The following is an 18,557-nucleotide window of genomic DNA, read 5'->3' as shown; positions in this document are numbered from 1 at the left end:
TTTGACTGTAAAAAAGACTGTTTAATATCTCATAATGCGGTACTGTCCTATATTAATTAAATAGGGCAGGCGGTGACTTATTTATATATAGGGACGGGATGATTCTGTTAGTATTAGTTGATGTATAAATGATATTATATTTAGAAATCATTCTCATTAGGGAATAAATAGAAGTTTATCGTAAAAGGGAGATAATTGAAAGATACTCCCTTTTATGATAAAAAGGCTTACTGAGGAATATTTTGGAAAGAATATAATTTGGAATGATTAATTATACAAATGTGGTATTTTAAAAATTTTACTAAAAAGAATATGTTTCATTGGCGGAAAAAGGAGAAAAATTATGGCTGTTTTGCAAGTGAAAGATTTAAAAAAATATTATGGTAACAAACCTAATATTATTAAAGCACTAGATGGAGTATCTCTTACTGTTGAAAAGGGCGAATTTATTGCTGTGGTAGGACCATCGGGAAGTGGAAAATCAACATTACTACATATGATAGGAGGATTAGATACTCCTTCTTCAGGAAACATTATAATTGAGAAACAAAATTTGAGAGGAAATAATGATGACTTAACAATCTTTAGACGTAGACACATTGGATTTATATTTCAGAATTATAATTTAGTTCCGATACTCAATGTTTATAACAATATTGTCCTACCTCTTCATCTGGATGGGAGGCAGGTTGATCAGCAGTTTTTGGATGAAGTATTAACGTATTTAGAATTAGAAGATAAAAAAGACAGAATGCCGAATAGCTTATCTGGCGGTCAGCAGCAAAGAGTTGCTATCGCAAGAGCATTGATAACTAAACCGTCGGTAATTTTAGCTGACGAACCAACTGGAAATTTAGATTCAGAAACTAGTAAAAAAGTACTTCAATTATTAAGGGAAACTAGTAAAAAATATGATCAGACAATTATTATGATAACACATGATTTAGAAATGGCGAAACAGGCTGACAGAATAGTAAAGATTATTGATGGAAAAATCATAGCGTGATAGGAAATGTATATAAGATAATTATTTGAGTATAGATGCGGCAATTAGAGATGACTGCTAAAATAGAGTGTTTTAGCAACAGAAGGGAGAGTAGTATTGTGAAGAGTCTTGAAAAAAGCACCATAAAGCTTATTTCGAAAAATAATATGGTTCAAAATTCTTTGAAAAATAGGCTGGTTAGTGTGATAATTTTTGCGGCCACCTGTTTATTGAGTTTCACAATGATATTTTTGTGTAATACTTATTTCGATATGCATAGTATTTCTGGGACTACAAGTCAGGTGCTTGTTGTTATGTTTACGATTGTGCTTGTCATTAGCATTGCAACAGGAGTTTCAATCAGAAGTATAGTATATATATCAGCTGTAGAGAAAATAAATGATTATGCTAGATTGAAAATGATAGGAGCAACAAAGGAACAACTGAAAAATATAATTACTTATGAAAAACATACTTTATTAAAGAGGTGTTTACCGCCAGCTGTTATTCTATCCATTATCATTGGAATAATTCTGCCAGGGAAATTTTATGGGATATCATGCATTACAATTTTTATTTCCGTAGGATTTATTATTGTGCTAGTTACAGGAGCTTATGAAAAACCTGTTCGTGTATTATCTGTAGTTTCTCCAATAGAAGCAGTTCGTTGCACGGAAAACTTAAGAATGTTACGCAAAGATAAAAAGAGAGAATTTCTTTCTCCATTTAAACTTGCAATTAAATATGCGACATCTGTGCCAAAACAGTTTATTAGATCCATTTTGTCTTTAACATTAAGTGGCGTATTAATGTTTAGCATATTTAGTGTGATGCAGTCAATAGATGTAGAAGAGTTGGCTAGCTATACTTTTCATGAAAACAGTGACTATATTTTATCATTGAATTCGGATTTATTAAGCGAAGAAGATAATTATAGTTATAATGAACTGATGAAGAATAGCCCCTTGACAAATGAACTCTTTCAAAAAATTCAGAATATGAGTGAAGTAAAGGAAATCTATCGATTAAAAATTTTAGATTGTGAAATTGTAAATGAGAACACAGAAGAAGTAACAGATATCGAAGGTATAGAAAGCATTATTAACGAAAAAGAGTTTGCTAATCAATTGATTGAAGGGACAATGCCTCAAAAGAAAGCAGAGACTGATACAATGCCTATTGTAATTAATTTGGCCTCAGATGCTTATATCGATTCTCAATTGAGTCTTCAAGTTGGAGATTCTATTTTAGCTAAAATTGATACAGGAAATAGAATACAAGAAACTCATTTGAAAGTAAGTGGTATAATTAATGATCCAAATTCTACAAATGCTATATATACTAATGAAGGGTATCTTGAACAAATAACAGATATGAACCCAGATGTTAATTGGTATATATGTACTGGCAAGAGTGATATAGAACAAAAATTGTATGATATAGTAGCAACTGATAATAGAATAAGCTTATCTTCCAAGAAAGATACGATTCAACAATATTCAGATTATTTTTATAATTTTACAATGGCGATAATGGCTTTTGTTTTTATTATTTCGATTTTTTCATTTCTCAATACCTTTAATTTATGTGTATCGAATATCGTAGAAAGAAAAAAAGAGTATGCAATGCTAGAAGCAATAGGTATGACTCCAAAACAATTAAAGAAAATGCAGAGCGTGGAATGTTCTTTGTATCTTTTTAGTGGGTTTATTGGTAGTTGTATTTTGGGGATTCCGGTTGGGATTATACTATGTAATAAAATTGCTGAATTGTCAGGTATATTTTATATTCACTATAAATTTCCTGTATATTTTTTGATTTTTTATCTGGGATTTCTTTTGATAATACGGTTGGCAATGACAAAATATCAGAATTCCATTATTTTTAAGAATTCAATAATTAATCGGATACGTGAATGAGAATATGATAGATTGAAAAGCTGATTAACTTAAAGGTTTCGTGGAAAATCTATAGAGCGTATCAATCTTCACTTAGGGAGATTGAAAGAACGAACATTGGAACTACATCATAAATAAAAACGTAGATATAATTATTAGGGTATTGGTTGATTTTAATGATTTATTTTGTGGTTGAAATAAATGATCCCGTAATGGTTGATTTAGTTAGTCGCTAACAAAAGTTTATAGAAGCTTTTAAGTCACACACTTTGGTATACTTTTTATATTTATTGGCAGATGTGAGTATTGTCAAAATAGAAAGAGAAGTGAGAATGGGGTATAGATTGCTGGTAGAGAATTCTGACGAAATACAATTTGACATCGATTATCGGGAAGATACCATAATCAGAAATGTACCATTCTATGTGGGGATTTTTAATGAATATGGAAATATAGAAGAGTTTATAGAGACTAGCACTCAACTTGCATTTAACGATCTCATAAAACAGATGGATATACAAGTTGGAAAGAAGGCTAGGAATAGGCTAAAAAGGGTTATAATAGTTATATGAAGATGAACTCTAGGCAGAAAAAGAGTATACTAGAATTTAGTTGAAATTAAAAAAATAATCAAATCAAAAGAATATCGGGGATTCATTCAGCGTTTCTTTGCGTAATAAAACTGTTTAATATTATTATATTTATAAGGACTTTATCGCAAACACTTCATAAAAATACAATATATAGATAATGCATGATTGACTAATGACATATATTGTGCTACATTATAGGTGGATTAGAAATTTGTGCATGGGAATATCAAAATGCAGTAAGTAAGTTTGTTCCGGTGAAATACCGGAAGTTAAATTTAAGGCACAGCCTGATAAGGTTAAGAAAGACATAAAAATTCAGAAATGGGTTTTTATGTCTTTTTTTGCGTTTTGGGAATTTTCATGAAATATGAAGGAAGGAGGATATGCTAATCCGAATAAAAAAATGAGACATTAGAAAAGCGGATAACAGTTATATTTTGGATTTTTACAGAAGAAGGGCAGAAATTCCCTTCTTATTTTATGTACTGATATCCGCTGGGGTATCGGTATCTGTATATCCGTAAGTGAAAGGAGGACGTATGGTGGATTTATTTACTGGTATCCCGGATGAACTGATTGAAAGTACATTACAGACAATACGGGAAAATCTTGACAAAGTAGGATTGTTTGGCGGTCATACACTCCGCAAACATACCGACATTCAGCTCATGGTACTGAAGAACCGACTGACGAAAGAGGATATCCGTTATGCTACTTCATACTGGGATGTAAATGTTGCGGCGGCAGTTGCAAGTGGTCTGATGCGTAAATTTTATGATTCAGATATTGTGTTTTGGCTGAAAAACAGCAGCAATGACTATATCTCATTGATCGGGCGTTTCCCTCAAACGATAGGTTATGGTTTTCGGAAAGGAGAGGATCGTTTGAATGAAAATTTAAGAAAAGCATGTTTGGTTCTGGTAAAAGATCCACAAGCTGATTGGGGATTTCGGATACTTACCAGTTATCCAATGTTTGAACGATAGGAGTTGTAGTGTGAGCAAAAAAATGAAAATGACAGTTTTAATGGCAGGCCAATACGATATTGTAAACGGTTCTAAAATTAATTTCCGTTTAGATCAGGAGAAACATCTGTACATTGCAGAATGCGAGGGAAAAGCTTTCGGTCTTTTGAACCAGATAAAGAAAGGAAGCAAAAGACAACTGAAAAAGATTGGAAATGAATTTTCCGGTGTCGTATTGCGAACGGTGCCGGAACAATATCTTTTAGAAGTGTTGGTGGAAAGGAAAGTGGGATGAAGTGTATGAAAAGGAATTAAAAAGAGCAGAACGCTTATTAGAGAATGAATTTGGAACGGAATGGAAAAAGATTGTGCAGACATTAGGGGTATGGGATCTGACACATTGCATAGGACGTGATCTTACCTCATTTATTGCATATCCGGAAAGAGGCAGCGGTGGAAGTAGCAACTGGCAGGGAAATTGTTCGCCGGAAGTTATCCGTCAGATTACCCAGTATGTCAGGGAATGTCAAACACATCGGAGAAAGGAGGACTTCCTTCTCTTAGATCCAATGTGTGGTTCCGGAACCAGCGGTGACGTTGCGGCAGATTTAGGGATTCAATGTGTGCAGTATGACTTAAATCCCGAACTGCCATGTGGGCTTGGCGGATGGAACGCCCTGAAAGATGATGTGGAAGATAGTGCGGATCTTGTATTTCTTCATCCACCATATCATTCCATTATCCGGTATTCCGGTAATATGTGGGGAAAACCTCATGCTGATGATCTAAGCCGTTGCGATAACTATGCAGATTTTATTGAAAAACTCAATCATGTAATTAAGAAGTTATTTTTCAGTCTGCGTTCAGGAGGCGTACTGGCATTATTAGTCGGTGATATACGTCAAAATGGGGAGTTCCATTCTATTGCAAACGACGTAATGACAATCGGCACGATGAAATCATGGATTGTAAAAGCACAGTTCAGCTGTTCATCCAGCAGCCGGAGCTATCATAGCCGGCATCCTTTAATCCCAATCGTCACAGAACATTTGCTGCTGTTTCAGAAAGAGAATGTATTTCAGATACCGTACTCTTTTCGAAAAAGTGGCTTTTTTTATCTTCAGAAACAGGACTCAAAAGCCCTCACATGGTTTCATCTTGTGTGTGCGGTCATGGAACATTTGGGAGGTATCGTAACATTATCCCAACTGTATGAAGAACTAAAAGACCATCCAAAGGCTGTGAATAATAAGCATTATAAGGAACGTATCCGCGCCACTCTCTATGAACACCGGAATGAGTTCCTTACAAATCACCGGGGAAGTTACCGGCTGAGTTATATGTAAGGGAGGTGCAGACATGGGGAAGTGGGATGAAAACAGCGGATATTATTGTCTGCTGATAGCAATATTCTGCGGTTTGGACGTGTATGAGTCGGTACTGATGTATAAGTATGGACCGAACCACCCACTCTGCCAGAAGATCCTTAGAAAGAAAATAAAAACAGAATATAGGGAAGACATGGACAGTGACGAGGTTGGAGAAATGATGTATCAGCTCAGAAAGGCGGGATATACATTAGAGGAAATTTCAAATGCTTTTAACTGTTATCCATCTACAGTACGAAGACGGATTGAGAAAGTGAAAGGAAAGGATAATGAAAAACAGGGATAGGATTCATCTGTATCATTCGGAAGATGATATGGACAAGAGTTCTCTGGGAGCGTATGAGCAGAAACTAAAAATGCTTTTGTATGAATGGGAAAAGGTTTACACCTATGGAGATGCTGAGAGCATGTGTACGGATGGAATAATTCTGAATAGATACCGAAAGGAAATCCTGCAGTTAAAAAGTAAGTTGAATCTTCTCGGAAGTAAATTGGTATGCGAGATTCCGGAAATAATGCCGGAGGAATACATGGCACAGGCTGATACAATCAGGACACAGGCTTTGAATGCATTAGAAGAATATCAGGCTTCTTCTGATTACCGCTATCTGATGGCCAAACTTTTCTGTATGAGTAAAAAGCAGAGAGAGCAGACAGGGGTTATGGAGATATACGGTAAAGTACATAGTCTGCTCAATGCGGTTTCAGAAGATAATTTGGTTGTAATGAGGGAACTCGGAGTACCCGGCATGTTACGGGATCAAATTCAAGAGAGTGTAAAAAAAGTCCGTTCTATTCCGCTCAGAACAACAGAGATACCAAAAAAACAGGCAGTAAAGACGGACGAGGATTGGCAGATACAGGGGCAGTTAAATATTTATGACCTTGAGCTGGCTTAGAAAGGAGGAAGGGAATGACAGATCAAAAAATGATAGCGGCAATTTTTAATGATTTCATGTCTCTTTATCGTGGAACATCACAGATTGGAATTCAGGAAATTTGTAAGAAATATGAGAATCACCGGATGCTGATGGGACTTCTTGCCAATTTGGATGAGGCAGCAGCTATTCCGGTGCCACAGGTAATGAAAGAGTGCTACGGAATCTATAAACAGTATCGTGAACGTGAAATGGAGGAAAAAGACTGGGAAGCCGTAGTGGAAGAGACTCGTGTTCTTGCAGAAAAATGGAAATCCAATAAATGGTGTGTTCGTGTTTTGATTGAACTCATGGGGCTTTTGGAACATGATGACAAAGAACGGAGAAGAATTGCAAAAGAAGTAGAAAAAGAAATGGAAGAGGCTATGCAAAATGATAAGGTAGCCTGATAAATGTATGGAGAGTCTTCGGGCTCTCCGTTTCTATGAAGGAGGTTTTATAATTGTTTGAAACGATGATTCACAGTACAGAAGAATTGAATGCAATGGCGGTTCATTTGAGATCATCTGAGAATTTTTCAGAATTAAAGCTGCTGGCGTCAGAATGGCTTGTTCCGGAAGAGTATGTTCAGGACTTTATAGCCGGAAAACGTGCCCAGCTTGCGGAAATTCCATTTGAGGAAAGGGAATACGACTCTGCGGTTGAGAAATTAAGAGCTGAAATGTGGCTTATCAAGGATCAGATGTTTACAGATATTGTTTCCAAGTATTTAATCAGAAAGGCAGAAGATAACCCAGTCTTTGGTATGCAGGTACTTCAGAAACATAAAACAATTCAGAAATGTATGAATTATATTATGGAACAAGCCTATGAAATTGCTAAAAAAGAACATGAAAAGAAAACCAGCGGCAAGCAGCCGGCGACAGGACGGAATCAGAATGTGGCGCTGGGGATTTCAGAACTTCAGGTGTATCAATGGGCAGAAGATTACTATGCACTGGATGATGCAAAAAAAGAGGCTGAGGAAAGAGCGAAAGAGCAGAAGAAAAGGGTAAGCAAACAAAAAAAGAGTATACAGCGTAAAACACAATCCTCATCCTCAGAAAAACCGATTTCAGCAGTACCAACTAAGAATACAGTACCACCGAAAAAGAAACAGCCGGAGAACATTCAGCTGTCATTGTTTGATATGACGAATTCGGACAGTTAGGAGTTGGGAGAGGAGGAAACGGATGAAGGCGTATAAAGGCTTTAAAAAGGATTTAACCTGTCTCGGTTACAAATTTAATGAAGACGGGATAAACAAAACGGATCAGGCTAATTGCAGGAAAAATGGATTTCACTGTGCAGAAAACCCAATGGATTGTCTTGATTATTATTCTGACTGGAAAAACTCAGTTTATTACGAAGTGGATGCAGCAGGTGATATTGATGAAGATGAAATTGACAGTAAAATTTCCTGTACCGAGATGCAGCTGGTTAAACGGCTTACGATAGAGCAGCTGCTGTTTGAAGGACTAATTTATATGGTAGAACATCCCGAACGGAACTGGAATGGACATGTGAAAAAAGAATGTGGAAAGGCGTATAACGGTTTTGTAGTTGTGCGTGGGAAAAATCCAATTGCATCAGGGAATTTGGGCGATATCCTTGTACTTTTGAAAGAGGAAGAAAATTGTTCTGCAATAGAGGAAGTGGCATTTTTAAAAATTGATGGAAGCAGATGTTATCCGAAAATTGATTATACTGTAAAAGGAATTACAAATGATCAGGAGGAGGTTTGTGCATGAAAAAAAGTGTCTTACTTACATTAACGCCGCCTAAATTGACAAAACAGTTGAGAGAACAGGCAGAAAAAGATATACCTGTAATTGATAATGCATGGGGCAGGAGAAAAGAATATAAATACAATAGTTATATAAAGGCTAAAATTGAAAAAGGCTATTTGATACTTTCTGTCTTTAAAACGGAATTTGTGCGTTCGGGTTCCAAATATCCGATGTATATTGTCTATTTTGATAGGAAAAAAGGAGAATACTTATCACTGGAAACAGAAACCGGTAAATGGAGAACTGCAATGCTGGAAAATCTTGACGCAGGTCTTTCTTGTTATAACTTTAAACATTATATTTCCGAAAAAGATGCAGAGAAGATCAAGAAATATCTGAAGATAGGAGAGGGTGATTTTTATTCAATATGCCAATACCAATCATCTCTACGGACAAAACGTTTAGACAGGCAGTACAAGCGCAAAACAGATGAATGGGATCAGATATTAAAACCTGTTCGCAGTATTCCGAAAGACTGGAACAAATGGGTTCTGCGCAGAGCAATTTCTGAACACTTTATATTTTACTACTATAAAAGGAGCGGCTCAACAGAAGGGTATTGTACTTGCTGTGGTAAAAAAGTGGCTGTAGAGAAACCAAAATACAACGAAGAAGGTGTATGTCCAAATTGCGGTCAGACTATAACATATAAGTCAATCGGAAAATTTGGTCGGATATGGACAAAACAGGAAACGGCGTATTTAATCCAGCGTTGTCATCCTGGCTTTATAATAAGGGAGTTTTCCGTCCGCATGGCTGTGGGAAAAGACAGTTACCGGAATCCGGTAGTTCTCAGCTCGGAAGAAAATCGGTATTTGTATGACAAGGATTTTAACGAAACTGCTTTTTACTTTGATGATTATAAAAAAAGAGGCGCCCGTTGGATACAGGGAGAAGCAAATAGAGGGGGATATTGGTACTATTATTATAGATATATTTCTAACTGTTCTGGAGCAGTATATCCCACGACCATTCCTGATCTTGCAAAAAAGGAATTGAAAATGTCTGGTCTTCCTGAGATTTTAAAACAGAAAAGCGTCTTTAGACCACGGGACTATTTTATATCATTAAGAAGGGCACCTGTACTGGAACACCTAGTTAAAGCAAACTTATATAATTTGTCACAGGAAGTCATGAATTACCCGGAAAAAATATCCTGTACACAACAACACGGTGCGTTACATACTCGACTTGGGATCAGCAGAAACGCTTTAAAACGCTTAAGAGAACGGGATGGGGGATTAGAATATCTTGTGTGGCTTCAGGAGGAAAATACATCCGCACATTATTTAGATGACGATTTAATCTTTTGGTTTATGAATAACAACATAAAACCTAAAGATTTAAAGTTTATTCAACCGAAAATGAGTTTTGTTCAAATAAGAAATTATTTGACTCGTCAGAAAGGACGGCGAAAAGACAGTATTTCTCAGGTGCTTATCACATGGCAGGATTATCTTTCAATGGCAAAGAGGATTAAGATGGATACGGATGATGAGATTGTGTATCGGACATCCAAATTATATCAGCGCCATAAAGAAATTATTCAATATATTGAAGAAAATCGCCTGTCTGTAACAGCGGGAGAACTTGCTGACAAATATCCGAACATCAATGAAATCCTCTCAGGTTTAGACAAAAAATATGAATACGGCAATGAAATATTTACTGTTTTAGCTCCACATTGTATTGAAGACATTTTAAAGGAAGGACAGGCACTTCACCATTGCATAGATAAGAAAACAGAGTATCTGGAACGCATCAATGAGCAGGAAACTTATATTTTGTTTCTGCGTAAGACAGAACAGCCGGACAAACCGTATTATACATTAGAAGTAGAGCCGGGCGGAGTAATACGACAGAAACGGACAGAATATGACAGACAGAATAAAGACATTGAAGAGGCATCTGAATTCTTAAAAGAGTGGCAGAGAGAAATACAGAAAAGGATTACGGCAAGTGATAAAAAACTGGCAGACAAGAGCAGGCAGCTTCGCATAGAATCTTATGCTGAGATGCGCAAAAAGAAAGTAAAAATCAATGGCGGGTTGTTTCAGGGAAAATATCTGGCAGATGTATTGGAAGCAGATCTTATGGAAATGCCGGATACCTTTGAACATGCAGCGTAATTGGAAAAGGAGGACCATGAATAATAAAATAGATATGACAGGAAAAGAGCAGCTTCAGAAACTATGGAAAGAAAGGAAAAATATGCAGCAGGTAATCCATAGTGCTGTCAAAAATTCTAAGACCGGAAAGCTTTCTTACGAAATGCTGTTTCAGGAGTTAACGTTACGATACGGAAGCATATCTGGTAAGAATGGTGAAAATGTAATTTTGAAAGGCGTTTTGGACAATCTGTTATGGCACATGATCGGTGATAAAGAACTTTGCGAGCAGATTACAGAACATGGAATTTTATATAGTTGTCCGGAATGTGATACACAAATGACGGAGGAAAATGCCGCATAGAAAGAAGGGGTTATATGAGTAAAAAGGAAAGTATGTTGTTTGAGCTGATGGAAACCTGCAATTTTCGTGATGTGTTTGAGCATTGCTCAGAAGCACCGGATTCTTTACAGTCAGGGAAACATCCGGACGCCCAAATAGGACATATTCGTGCATACTGGAATGAAGACGGATGGCATGGTAACTATTTTCCTTGTAGAGGTGAGCTTTGGACGAAAGCATTTAACCGGGAATCACAGGACATTTATCGCTGTCTGGTGACACAGTTTTATAATCTGGAAATATTAAGAAAATTTTGTAAGGGACATCCATCTTCGCATGTGGGTGAAAATGAGTATAATTTTTTTATGAATGGCCGCACAGCAGACTACTGGATTAGGTTTATAACAAGGGAGAATGATTATAACCTGTACCTAAAAGGATATAAGAAAAACTGTCAGCATACATAAAGCTACGGAAATATGATGAGACGTAAAAAGGAAAGATAAAATTCTTTCCTTTTTACGCAAAGTAGCAAAGGTGGAAACGTAAGGGAGGAAAGGATGGGAGAATTTGACAGGATTATAGAATTTGCAATAAGAACAGATGTAGAACTATATACAGCAATGCCTACAGGCTGGAGAAAGATTACCGGTTCAATGACTGCACCACGTGGGAGTACTTGGATCTACAATGGAAAATCATATTTTTCAGGGCAAAGGAAAACAGCACTTTTGGTAGAAAAAGAATGTTTGAAATAGGATTTTAAAATGAGGTGGATAGTATTGAAGAAAACGGAAGGATATTTTCAGCAGTCAAACGGTCAGCTTACTCTGTTCCAGCCGGATTTCATTCGGGATGCTGATTGTACCAAAGAGACTCCGGTTATATATGGAAAATCGGATATTCCGATCTATGGAATGGGTAAAAGAATCCGTCCAAGGGTTTCTGGAAGGAAAGACACAGAGTATATGAAAAAGATCTATCTTGAAGAATTACTGCCTTTGGAAATGTATGATTTGGTTATAGTTTTAATATCTGGTGGTAAGGACAGCATTGCCTGTTATTACAAGCTATTGGAGTTAGGCGTACCAAAATCCAAAATCGAGTTTTGGCATCATGATATAGACGGTGGACACCCTTCACGAACTATGGATTGGAGATGTACTGCAAATTATATACGCTCATTTGCAGAAGCAGAACAGATTCCACTTCGGGTATCCTGGAGGAAAAACGGATTTTTTGGAGAACTGTATCGTATTGGGACATCAGAATTAATTGAATGGGTAGATCCAGAGACAGGGGAAATTTATCAATGTCCTCCGTCAAAAAAGTATATGGAATGTCAAAAGTTAAAAGCGGCAGCAATATCAGAAATGGAAAATAAACTGGCGGAATTCGGTTATCGAATGAAATTTCCAATGAAAAGTGGAGATTTGAGTCGGTGCTGGTGTTCTGCTTATCTAAAGATCATGGTAGCAGATACCGTTTTGCGAAACATGAACAGTATGCAGAAACTAGAGAATACGGGTGGTAAAAGACAAAAATTTCCAGCAAAAGGGAGCACACATCAGGGACGTTGGTGTAGCGGAAGTTTAAAGGCATCTGTTCAGGATAGTGTGACTGCTAATTTAACAAAGACACGAAAGGATATAAAATTATTAATTGTATCGGGAGAAAGACGTGGTGAATCCGTTGGGAGAAGCAAATATAATGAAATAGAAATTCACCGTACCAATGCAGTTTCCAAACACCACCGTACTGTACACCAATGGCGTCCGGTTATTGATTACAGTGAAAGAGATATTTGGGAAGTGCTGAAGCGGCATAAAGTAAACCCACATCCTTGTTACCGGGCAGGTTGGAACCGCTGTAGTTGTGCAATGTGTATTTTTTCTACTCCCCGATTATTTGCAGGAATCAGGGAACTGTATCCGAAAGAATATGCTCTTTTATGCCAGGACGAAAAAATTCTTGGATTTACGCTGGATAACCATTGCGATTTGGAAACTTATATCGGTAGTGCGGACTCATGTGTATATCATGGTGATAAAGAAGCGATTCAAAGTCTGCTTACGGGAGAGTTTCCAGTCGAGTCTGTTTATGTAAAAGGCAAATGGAAATACCCGGCAGGAGCTTTTCATGGTGCAGCAGGAGGACCTTGTTAATCTGATAGGAGGAGATTATAAATGAAAACGGTAAAAGAAATAACACAGGAAACAGTAGATGCTTTCATTGAAACGATGAGTTTGACAATCTTTTATGAAAAAGTGGCAGATGAATTGCAGATGACAGCACCAGAAGGTTATGGATTTGACTGCCGGAAGATAAGTATTTCAAATAAAATTCAGGAGCAGTGGATACAGCAGTTTGAGGAAAAGTTGGGAAAAGAGCATCTTCCGGAATTGTTCAGAATGCTCTTACTTGCTGGACCAAAGGTGGAACATCAACTGAAAGCAAACGAAATAGCTACTGAAGAGAATTGGATTTGCAAAATGAATTAGTGTTATTATTTATATTACGAAAAAAGAGAATAGGAGAAGTTTGATATGACAGATGAAGAAAGAATAATTTCTTGCCAGCAGGAAATCCGAAGACTTAGGGGTGTTGTGCGGGAATGTGAAGAAAAAAGAAGAGAGTTTCTTGAATGGTTGGAAGAGGAAAGTAAAATACCGTCTGAAAACCAGTCTGGATTAAATGTGGTGAAGCAGTATTTGAATACATGCCTATATTAAAAGGTCTTAAATAGAGATACCTTTTGTGTTTTATTCTGACAGGTAGATATTTCGTAGTAGAAAGAAGAGGTAAATATGGATAGATATGATGCAAGGAAAGAAACTTTTGAGGAAATAGAAATTTTTGATACTTTGGCACTTTTTTCTTCGGAAAGAATTCAAAGAGAAAGTGTTCCAGAAGGCTTTTACTGTTATGAAGTGCGGCATGATGATGAGTGTATGGGGATCCCATGTGAAATAAGTTCTCATATTCTAGTGAATTTTTGGGGAACAGTAATATCTAAAGTATCGCTCATTAATAATGGAGAAGATCGAAGATATATAGGAACTGATGACTGGGGATATACTGGAAACATCGGAATACAACTGGAAGCATGGTCTGAGAATAATATGTAATAATATGAAATGAGCGGTCTGGCATAGCCAGATCGCTTTTTTTGGATTCAGCAATGATACATCATCCATATAATTGGTATCCGATTATAAAATTCTTTGATCGGTGTAATATCAAAGTCTATCATGATGTTCATCTCGGATTTTAATAAGATAATATCTTATTGTCAGTAAAGATTTGTAGAGAGAAGATGGAATTTTCTATTGTGTATATGCTACACTTTTTCAAAAAAGATTTTGGAGGAGCCTGCTATGGAGATACGAAAGTTACAAGAGCAATATTTAGTGTTTTGCAAATATCGAAAGGAGCTTGACGATAAAACATTAAAAGCATATCGGATTGATCTGAGACAGTATTTTGAATGGGTAGAGGGAGAAGAGCCCGGAAAGGCGGAGATCGAGAAGTATATTACGAAGCTACATATAGATTTCAAGCAAAAGACAGTGAAACGTAAACTGGCAAGTGTAAAAGCATTTTATAATTATCTGGAAGAAGAGGAATTAATTGAAGAAAATCCATTTAGAAAAATAAAAGTAAAATTTAAAGAAGCAGTAGTATTACCTAGGATTATTCCACGGGAAGAGATTGAAAGTCTTCTAAATTATATGTATAACCATAAACCTGATTCTAAGGGCAAAATGGTTGGAACTTGGCAGCGTGATATTATGATAGTAGAGATGTTCTTTGCAACTGGGGCAAGAGTATATGAAATCTCTAATATTAGAGTGGAGTGTGTTGATTTACAATCAGGTTTGATTTGTTTTAAGGGGAAGGGGAATAAAGAACGTTATGTTCAAATTGGAAATCAAGAAGTATTGGAATGGATGAGAGAATACTATTTAGAAAATAAAAAAGAAATAGAAGCTTGTGGATTTTTCTTTGTGAATAATCGGGGTGGGAGATTTACAGAGCAGTCTATCAGACTTATGTTGAAAAAATATACCAAAGCTGCAGGAATCCGTAGGAACATTACGCCTCACATGTTCCGGCACTCTTTCGCCACATATTTAATTGAAGAAGGAGTAGATGTTAGCTGTATACAGCGAATTCTAGGTCACAGTTCAATTAAAACGACACAGATATATATACATGTAGCAGCTAGAAAACAGGCGGAGATTCTTCAACAATATCATCCGCGTAATGCTATGAAAATAAAAGTGGCATAGAAAAAAGGAACTTAATATTATTTTTTTGACCGGCTTTATAGGCGGTCTTGTTGTGATAGAAATATACCGAAAATATTACTTTACAAGGCTCCGAAATATACGAAATTGTACGGTCCTTTAGTATATGATTCAGGAAATATAAAGGTACAAGAAAATTTGGATGTGGTATGGAAAAATTTGGAGAAATTTGTTATAATTAGCATGATAATTTGTAGTTATCTGTTGAATTTAGGACAATAAAATGGAGGAAGAAAATATAATATGCCAAATATTTTTGTGAGTTGGTCTAAAGCTAAGAGTAGAGAATTTGCATTAGAAATAAAATATCTTATAGAAAGCCTTGATCCTCATTCAAATGTGTTTATGTCAGAGGAAAATATTTCAGCAGGCGAAAAAGTTCAAGAGAAAATAATTAAAAAAATAGAAGACTGTGATTTGCTATTACTTTGCTTTACCAAAGAAAATAAAAAATCACCCTGGCTACTTTATGAAGCGGGGTTTGCTTGTGGATTAAACAAAACGGTTATTCCACTTTTATTTGATAATGATCCCAATTGGCATTCATGGATAGATAATCCAATGAATGTTGTTCGAGAAATTAATATAAATGGTGCAGATTTTGAAGCATCATTTATAAATTGTTTTGGATTACGTGACTCATCATATACGAGAAATGTTCTTTCAAATTTTATTAAAAATGTAGAAAATATAAAAGATAAATATCGTCAGGTGGATATACAGTGTGAAGATTTTGTTGATATATTGTTAAATAATGAATCTTTCAAAGTAAAAAGTCCTATTTATAGAAATAAAACAGCATATTTTATGACTGGATTTGAAACATTTGATTTATGGAAAGCAGTTGTGCAGTCATTCTTATATACTGGAAAATACCTGTGGATTTATGGAAGAAAAAACATGAAATTATTTGGTGGAAATTTCAAGGAATTGTTTGAATATTTGGAAGAAAAATCTATAATAGACAATATGGCTGGCATCGATTTTAGATGTATGTTTTTAAATCCTGAAGCGGAAGAAGTAAAATTTGCACACAAACAACAAGATATCTTTTTACAAGAATTAGATGCTACAATAAAAAGAGCCAAATATCAGATTGGTGATAATCGAATCCTCCAAAAATGTTTTCGCAAATATTCTAATCGGCGAGAAGAAATTATAATTCGTTTAGATAATTGTATTATTTATTCTAAACCACATTTTGATGAAAATGGTCAACCTCAAATAATGACAGATTCAAAATTTGAAGTTTTCAGTGCCACTTCTGAACGGGGAAAAGAATGTATCGAAAAGTATTGCGCTGTTTGGAATGGTGCTGTAGATTTATTTTAATTACCATATAAATGATAAAAGATTTCATTTATTTCAGCAAGCGTTTCTGAGATTGAATTTAAGCTTACATTAATATTATAACAAGAAATCTTTTCTCCTAAACGTAATATACTATTCTTCAAATCAATGTTAGTTTGATATAAAAGAGGTATACATTCTAATTTATATTTTTGAGAATCTCGCTTTTTCAAACGGGCCCATAGGATTTTTTCTGAATCTACATATAAATTAATGTATACAATATTGGATGTCTTTAGGTGTACATATAATTCTTCAGGAATAATATGTACACCATTTATAATAGATGGAATTCCTTTCCTTTGTTGACGTTGAATAATATTTATAATAGAGTTTTTCATGATTTTACCTTGGTTTTTTGCCATATCATAAGTCAGAAATTTATGATGCGAATAAATATTATTTTGCAAAAAACCATGCTCTTGAAACAAATAATCATTATATCCTCTTAAAATTTCTCGTATTATATCCGTTTCTTCGACTAGTCGGATTTCTTTATGTATCTTAAGAAGTTCATTAGAAAGAGTGGTTTTCCCAACACCAGGAACACCAGATATTAAAAGGACTAAGTTCTGAGGTAATGTATATTTTCTTTCCATAATTCTCCCTTTAACTCATGCAACATTAATATATATATATTCACAACAGATAACTACAAATTATCTATAATATTTACAACTGCAACGCAGACAGATTGGATGGAAAACCAGACCAACATAAAAACTCCTAGAGTAAAGTGATTCTAGGAGTTTTTTGTGTGAAAATTTACAGAAATGTAGAAGATGCATACTTTTTATATTTTAAGAGGATAAACATTATAAAATTGTGAGCTAATGCAATAAAAAAACCCGGAATTATTCCGGGTTTGATGGGAATGTATAGTTGTTTAAAACTTCATAAGGTATTGAGCTGGCAGTTTGAAGCACTATTTCTTTTGAAACAGTTAATGTATGTTCGTTAATTAGAATGAACGAAAGGTTTAAGTTTAAATTATGAGGCCGGTGTTCCATGTAGTACTGAAATAACAAAGGAATCGAAGTAACAAAGCTGATTTTGTCGTCAGACTTCATTTCTTTTGATATTAAACTTAAAAGATTGGTAGAAAGTTCATGCTCTACAGTTCCAAAAGTATTGTCTGAAAGAAAATGAAAATACCAACGGTGAATGGGACCGTTTGCAAAACATGAAGTCATTTGGTAAAAGCTGGTGTTATCACATAAATGTTCGGAAAAATCATATGGAATATGCGATAAAGCAAGCTTAACGGTCTCCATCATATGATTGATGGTAGCAGGAACGGATATAGTGTTTGGATCATAGCCACAAACAGAAAGTAACTCTTGCAAAGAAACTCTGTTTTGTGAATTTAAGGCAATTTTGGTTAAAGTATCTATAGTAGGTGGAGTCTCCCGTTTTTGCGTTACTAAACGGGAAAGGTGCTCCTTGCTCATTTGAATATCTTCGGCAAAACTTTTTTGTGTTCGATTTCCAAGTGCTCTTTTGAGGAGTATTGAAAATGCTGATTTATCAAATTGACTGTTCATAATAAAACCTCCATTTTCACTATATCATGTGGGAATGGAACAATCAATCAGATAATTAGTAGGGGAAATTATTTTTGCTAAGTGTGTAGATTTAAAACAAAAGAAAATCAATATATAATAATCCATATCAATAATAATTGACATAAAAAAGAAAAGGTGTGTATAATGTAGATATAGTAAAAGAGGGGGTGATCGAAATTTGAAGACTTATGAGGTTGGAAATGTGAGATATGATGGAAAAGTTTATTTTCTGATTCGCCGGACAGAGGATGCCAGTATCTGTGTATATCCAACAAAATATTTGAAGCATAAGACAACTTCAAATCGTTCCCCCAATACAGTAAAGCGTATTGCGTTTTCATTATC

General features: G+C 35.4%; 23 protein-coding genes. 21 read left to right on the top strand and 2 right to left on the bottom strand.

The genetic code is table 11. The annotated features are described in order from the left end of the window. Positions 1-343: 343 nt before the first annotated feature. The 21 genes from PGY05_RS13315 to PGY05_RS13215 all read left to right on the top strand — a co-directional run bounded on the left by PGY05_RS13315 (position 344) and on the right by PGY05_RS13215 (position 16,629). Positions 344-1,006 (top strand): ABC transporter ATP-binding protein, encoded by a 663-nt coding sequence (locus PGY05_RS13315; RefSeq protein ID WP_117500937.1) that lies wholly within the window; start codon positions 344-346, stop codon positions 1,004-1,006. Positions 1,007-1,104: 98 nt separating this feature from the next. Next, on the top strand, positions 1,105-2,904 hold the full coding sequence (locus PGY05_RS13310; RefSeq protein WP_158547689.1) for an ABC transporter permease: 1,800 nt from the start codon (positions 1,105-1,107) through the stop codon (positions 2,902-2,904). A 311-nt stretch (positions 2,905-3,215) separates the two neighbouring features. Then, entirely contained in the window at positions 3,216-3,455 is a 240-nt protein-coding gene (locus PGY05_RS13305; protein ID WP_117500939.1) for a hypothetical protein, read from the top strand. Between the two features lie 560 nt (positions 3,456-4,015). Next, positions 4,016-4,462, top strand: coding sequence for an RNase A-like domain-containing protein (locus tag PGY05_RS13300; protein WP_117500940.1), 447 nt, complete (start codon positions 4,016-4,018; stop codon positions 4,460-4,462). A gap of 10 nt (positions 4,463-4,472) precedes the next feature. Further along, positions 4,473-4,736, top strand: a complete 264-nt coding sequence (locus PGY05_RS13295) for a hypothetical protein (RefSeq protein WP_270476114.1) — start codon at positions 4,473-4,475, stop codon at positions 4,734-4,736. Between the two features lies 1 nt (position 4,737). Next, positions 4,738-5,787: a DNA methyltransferase gene (locus tag PGY05_RS13290; protein WP_117500942.1), complete on the top strand. Its 1,050-nt coding sequence runs from the start codon at positions 4,738-4,740 to the stop codon at positions 5,785-5,787. Between the two features lie 13 nt (positions 5,788-5,800). Next, positions 5,801-6,115, top strand: a complete 315-nt coding sequence (locus PGY05_RS13285; RefSeq protein ID WP_117500943.1) for a hypothetical protein — start codon at positions 5,801-5,803, stop codon at positions 6,113-6,115. Beyond that, positions 6,099-6,728 (top strand): hypothetical protein, encoded by a 630-nt coding sequence (locus tag PGY05_RS13280; RefSeq protein ID WP_270476113.1) that lies wholly within the window; start codon positions 6,099-6,101, stop codon positions 6,726-6,728. Before PGY05_RS13285 ends, PGY05_RS13280 begins: the two co-directional genes overlap by 17 nt. A gap of 14 nt (positions 6,729-6,742) precedes the next feature. Continuing rightward, positions 6,743-7,156 carry a hypothetical protein gene (locus PGY05_RS13275; protein ID WP_270476112.1) on the top strand — a complete coding sequence of 138 codons (414 nt, stop codon included), beginning with the start codon at positions 6,743-6,745 and terminating at the stop codon, positions 7,154-7,156. Between the two features lie 53 nt (positions 7,157-7,209). After that, positions 7,210-7,917, top strand: a complete 708-nt coding sequence (locus PGY05_RS13270; RefSeq protein ID WP_270476111.1) for a Cas9 inhibitor AcrIIA9 family protein — start codon at positions 7,210-7,212, stop codon at positions 7,915-7,917. Between the two features lie 22 nt (positions 7,918-7,939). Beyond that, entirely contained in the window at positions 7,940-8,497 is a 558-nt protein-coding gene (locus PGY05_RS13265) for a DUF7666 domain-containing protein (RefSeq protein ID WP_117500947.1), read from the top strand. Then, on the top strand, positions 8,494-10,665 hold the full coding sequence (locus PGY05_RS13260; RefSeq protein ID WP_270476110.1) for a PcfJ domain-containing protein: 2,172 nt from the start codon (positions 8,494-8,496) through the stop codon (positions 10,663-10,665). The genes PGY05_RS13265 and PGY05_RS13260 overlap by 4 nt, the downstream gene beginning before the upstream one ends. A 16-nt stretch (positions 10,666-10,681) precedes the next feature. Beyond that, positions 10,682-11,008 (top strand): hypothetical protein, encoded by a 327-nt coding sequence (locus PGY05_RS13255; RefSeq protein WP_118622617.1) that lies wholly within the window; start codon positions 10,682-10,684, stop codon positions 11,006-11,008. Between the two features lie 14 nt (positions 11,009-11,022). Then, positions 11,023-11,454 carry a hypothetical protein gene (locus tag PGY05_RS13250; protein WP_118622615.1) on the top strand — a complete coding sequence of 144 codons (432 nt, stop codon included), beginning with the start codon at positions 11,023-11,025 and terminating at the stop codon, positions 11,452-11,454. 93 nt (positions 11,455-11,547) lie between these two features. Then, complete coding sequence (locus PGY05_RS13245) at positions 11,548-11,745, top strand: hypothetical protein (protein ID WP_073962192.1); 198 nt, start codon at positions 11,548-11,550, stop codon at positions 11,743-11,745. Between the two features lie 9 nt (positions 11,746-11,754). After that, positions 11,755-13,152: a phosphoadenosine phosphosulfate reductase domain-containing protein gene (locus tag PGY05_RS13240; RefSeq protein ID WP_270476109.1), complete on the top strand. Its 1,398-nt coding sequence runs from the start codon at positions 11,755-11,757 to the stop codon at positions 13,150-13,152. A 21-nt stretch (positions 13,153-13,173) separates the two neighbouring features. Beyond that, positions 13,174-13,488, top strand: a complete 315-nt coding sequence (locus PGY05_RS13235) for a hypothetical protein (protein ID WP_073962193.1) — start codon at positions 13,174-13,176, stop codon at positions 13,486-13,488. A 45-nt stretch (positions 13,489-13,533) separates the two neighbouring features. Then, positions 13,534-13,719 (top strand): hypothetical protein, encoded by a 186-nt coding sequence (locus PGY05_RS13230; protein WP_118622611.1) that lies wholly within the window; start codon positions 13,534-13,536, stop codon positions 13,717-13,719. Between the two features lie 75 nt (positions 13,720-13,794). After that, positions 13,795-14,115: an LPD28 domain-containing protein gene (locus tag PGY05_RS13225; RefSeq protein WP_118622609.1), complete on the top strand. Its 321-nt coding sequence runs from the start codon at positions 13,795-13,797 to the stop codon at positions 14,113-14,115. A gap of 249 nt (positions 14,116-14,364) precedes the next feature. Continuing rightward, positions 14,365-15,279: a tyrosine-type recombinase/integrase gene (locus PGY05_RS13220; protein WP_118622607.1), complete on the top strand. Its 915-nt coding sequence runs from the start codon at positions 14,365-14,367 to the stop codon at positions 15,277-15,279. A gap of 261 nt (positions 15,280-15,540) precedes the next feature. After that, positions 15,541-16,629 carry a toll/interleukin-1 receptor domain-containing protein gene (locus PGY05_RS13215; protein WP_118622605.1) on the top strand — a complete coding sequence of 363 codons (1,089 nt, stop codon included), beginning with the start codon at positions 15,541-15,543 and terminating at the stop codon, positions 16,627-16,629. Here PGY05_RS13215 and PGY05_RS13210 read toward each other — a convergent pair. Both PGY05_RS13210 and PGY05_RS13205 read right to left on the bottom strand, forming a co-directional pair. Then, complete coding sequence (locus PGY05_RS13210) at positions 16,626-17,246, bottom strand: AAA family ATPase (RefSeq protein ID WP_270476107.1); 621 nt, start codon at positions 17,244-17,246, stop codon at positions 16,626-16,628. The genes PGY05_RS13215 and PGY05_RS13210 overlap by 4 nt on opposite strands. A 255-nt stretch (positions 17,247-17,501) precedes the next feature. Further along, entirely contained in the window at positions 17,502-18,191 is a 690-nt protein-coding gene (locus PGY05_RS13205) for a helix-turn-helix domain-containing protein (RefSeq protein WP_270476105.1), read from the bottom strand. Positions 18,192-18,557 lie beyond the last annotated feature (366 nt).

The sequence above is a fragment of the Coprococcus sp. AF51-11b1 genome, assembly GCF_027682785.1.
Classification (GTDB): Bacteria; Bacillota; Clostridia; order Lachnospirales; family Lachnospiraceae; genus Allocoprococcus; species Allocoprococcus comes.
This window is presented reverse-complemented; position numbering and strand designations above follow the sequence as displayed.

What these genes read in the sequence shown, in the direction of transcription:
- PGY05_RS13315 (WP_117500937.1), top strand. Translation starts at nt 344, where the DNA reads ATGGCTGTTTTGCAAGTGAAAGATTTAAAAAAATATTATGGTAACAAA.
- PGY05_RS13305 (WP_117500939.1), top strand. Translation starts at nt 3,216, where the DNA reads ATGGGGTATAGATTGCTGGTAGAGAATTCTGACGAAATACAATTTGAC.
- PGY05_RS13300 (WP_117500940.1), top strand. Translation starts at nt 4,016, where the DNA reads ATGGTGGATTTATTTACTGGTATCCCGGATGAACTGATTGAAAGTACA.
- PGY05_RS13285 (WP_117500943.1), top strand. Translation starts at nt 5,801, where the DNA reads ATGGGGAAGTGGGATGAAAACAGCGGATATTATTGTCTGCTGATAGCA.
- PGY05_RS13280 (WP_270476113.1), top strand. Translation starts at nt 6,099, where the DNA reads ATGAAAAACAGGGATAGGATTCATCTGTATCATTCGGAAGATGATATG.
- PGY05_RS13275 (WP_270476112.1), top strand. Translation starts at nt 6,743, where the DNA reads ATGACAGATCAAAAAATGATAGCGGCAATTTTTAATGATTTCATGTCT.
- PGY05_RS13265 (WP_117500947.1), top strand. Translation starts at nt 7,940, where the DNA reads ATGAAGGCGTATAAAGGCTTTAAAAAGGATTTAACCTGTCTCGGTTAC.
- PGY05_RS13260 (WP_270476110.1), top strand. Translation starts at nt 8,494, where the DNA reads ATGAAAAAAAGTGTCTTACTTACATTAACGCCGCCTAAATTGACAAAA.
- PGY05_RS13255 (WP_118622617.1), top strand. Translation starts at nt 10,682, where the DNA reads ATGAATAATAAAATAGATATGACAGGAAAAGAGCAGCTTCAGAAACTA.
- PGY05_RS13250 (WP_118622615.1), top strand. Translation starts at nt 11,023, where the DNA reads ATGAGTAAAAAGGAAAGTATGTTGTTTGAGCTGATGGAAACCTGCAAT.
- PGY05_RS13245 (WP_073962192.1), top strand. Translation starts at nt 11,548, where the DNA reads ATGGGAGAATTTGACAGGATTATAGAATTTGCAATAAGAACAGATGTA.
- PGY05_RS13240 (WP_270476109.1), top strand. Translation starts at nt 11,755, where the DNA reads ATGAGGTGGATAGTATTGAAGAAAACGGAAGGATATTTTCAGCAGTCA.
- PGY05_RS13235 (WP_073962193.1), top strand. Translation starts at nt 13,174, where the DNA reads ATGAAAACGGTAAAAGAAATAACACAGGAAACAGTAGATGCTTTCATT.
- PGY05_RS13230 (WP_118622611.1), top strand. Translation starts at nt 13,534, where the DNA reads ATGACAGATGAAGAAAGAATAATTTCTTGCCAGCAGGAAATCCGAAGA.
- PGY05_RS13225 (WP_118622609.1), top strand. Translation starts at nt 13,795, where the DNA reads ATGGATAGATATGATGCAAGGAAAGAAACTTTTGAGGAAATAGAAATT.
- PGY05_RS13220 (WP_118622607.1), top strand. Translation starts at nt 14,365, where the DNA reads ATGGAGATACGAAAGTTACAAGAGCAATATTTAGTGTTTTGCAAATAT.
- PGY05_RS13215 (WP_118622605.1), top strand. Translation starts at nt 15,541, where the DNA reads ATGCCAAATATTTTTGTGAGTTGGTCTAAAGCTAAGAGTAGAGAATTT.
- PGY05_RS13210 (WP_270476107.1), bottom strand. Translation starts at nt 17,246, where the DNA reads ATGGAAAGAAAATATACATTACCTCAGAACTTAGTCCTTTTAATATCT.
- PGY05_RS13205 (WP_270476105.1), bottom strand. Translation starts at nt 18,191, where the DNA reads ATGAACAGTCAATTTGATAAATCAGCATTTTCAATACTCCTCAAAAGA.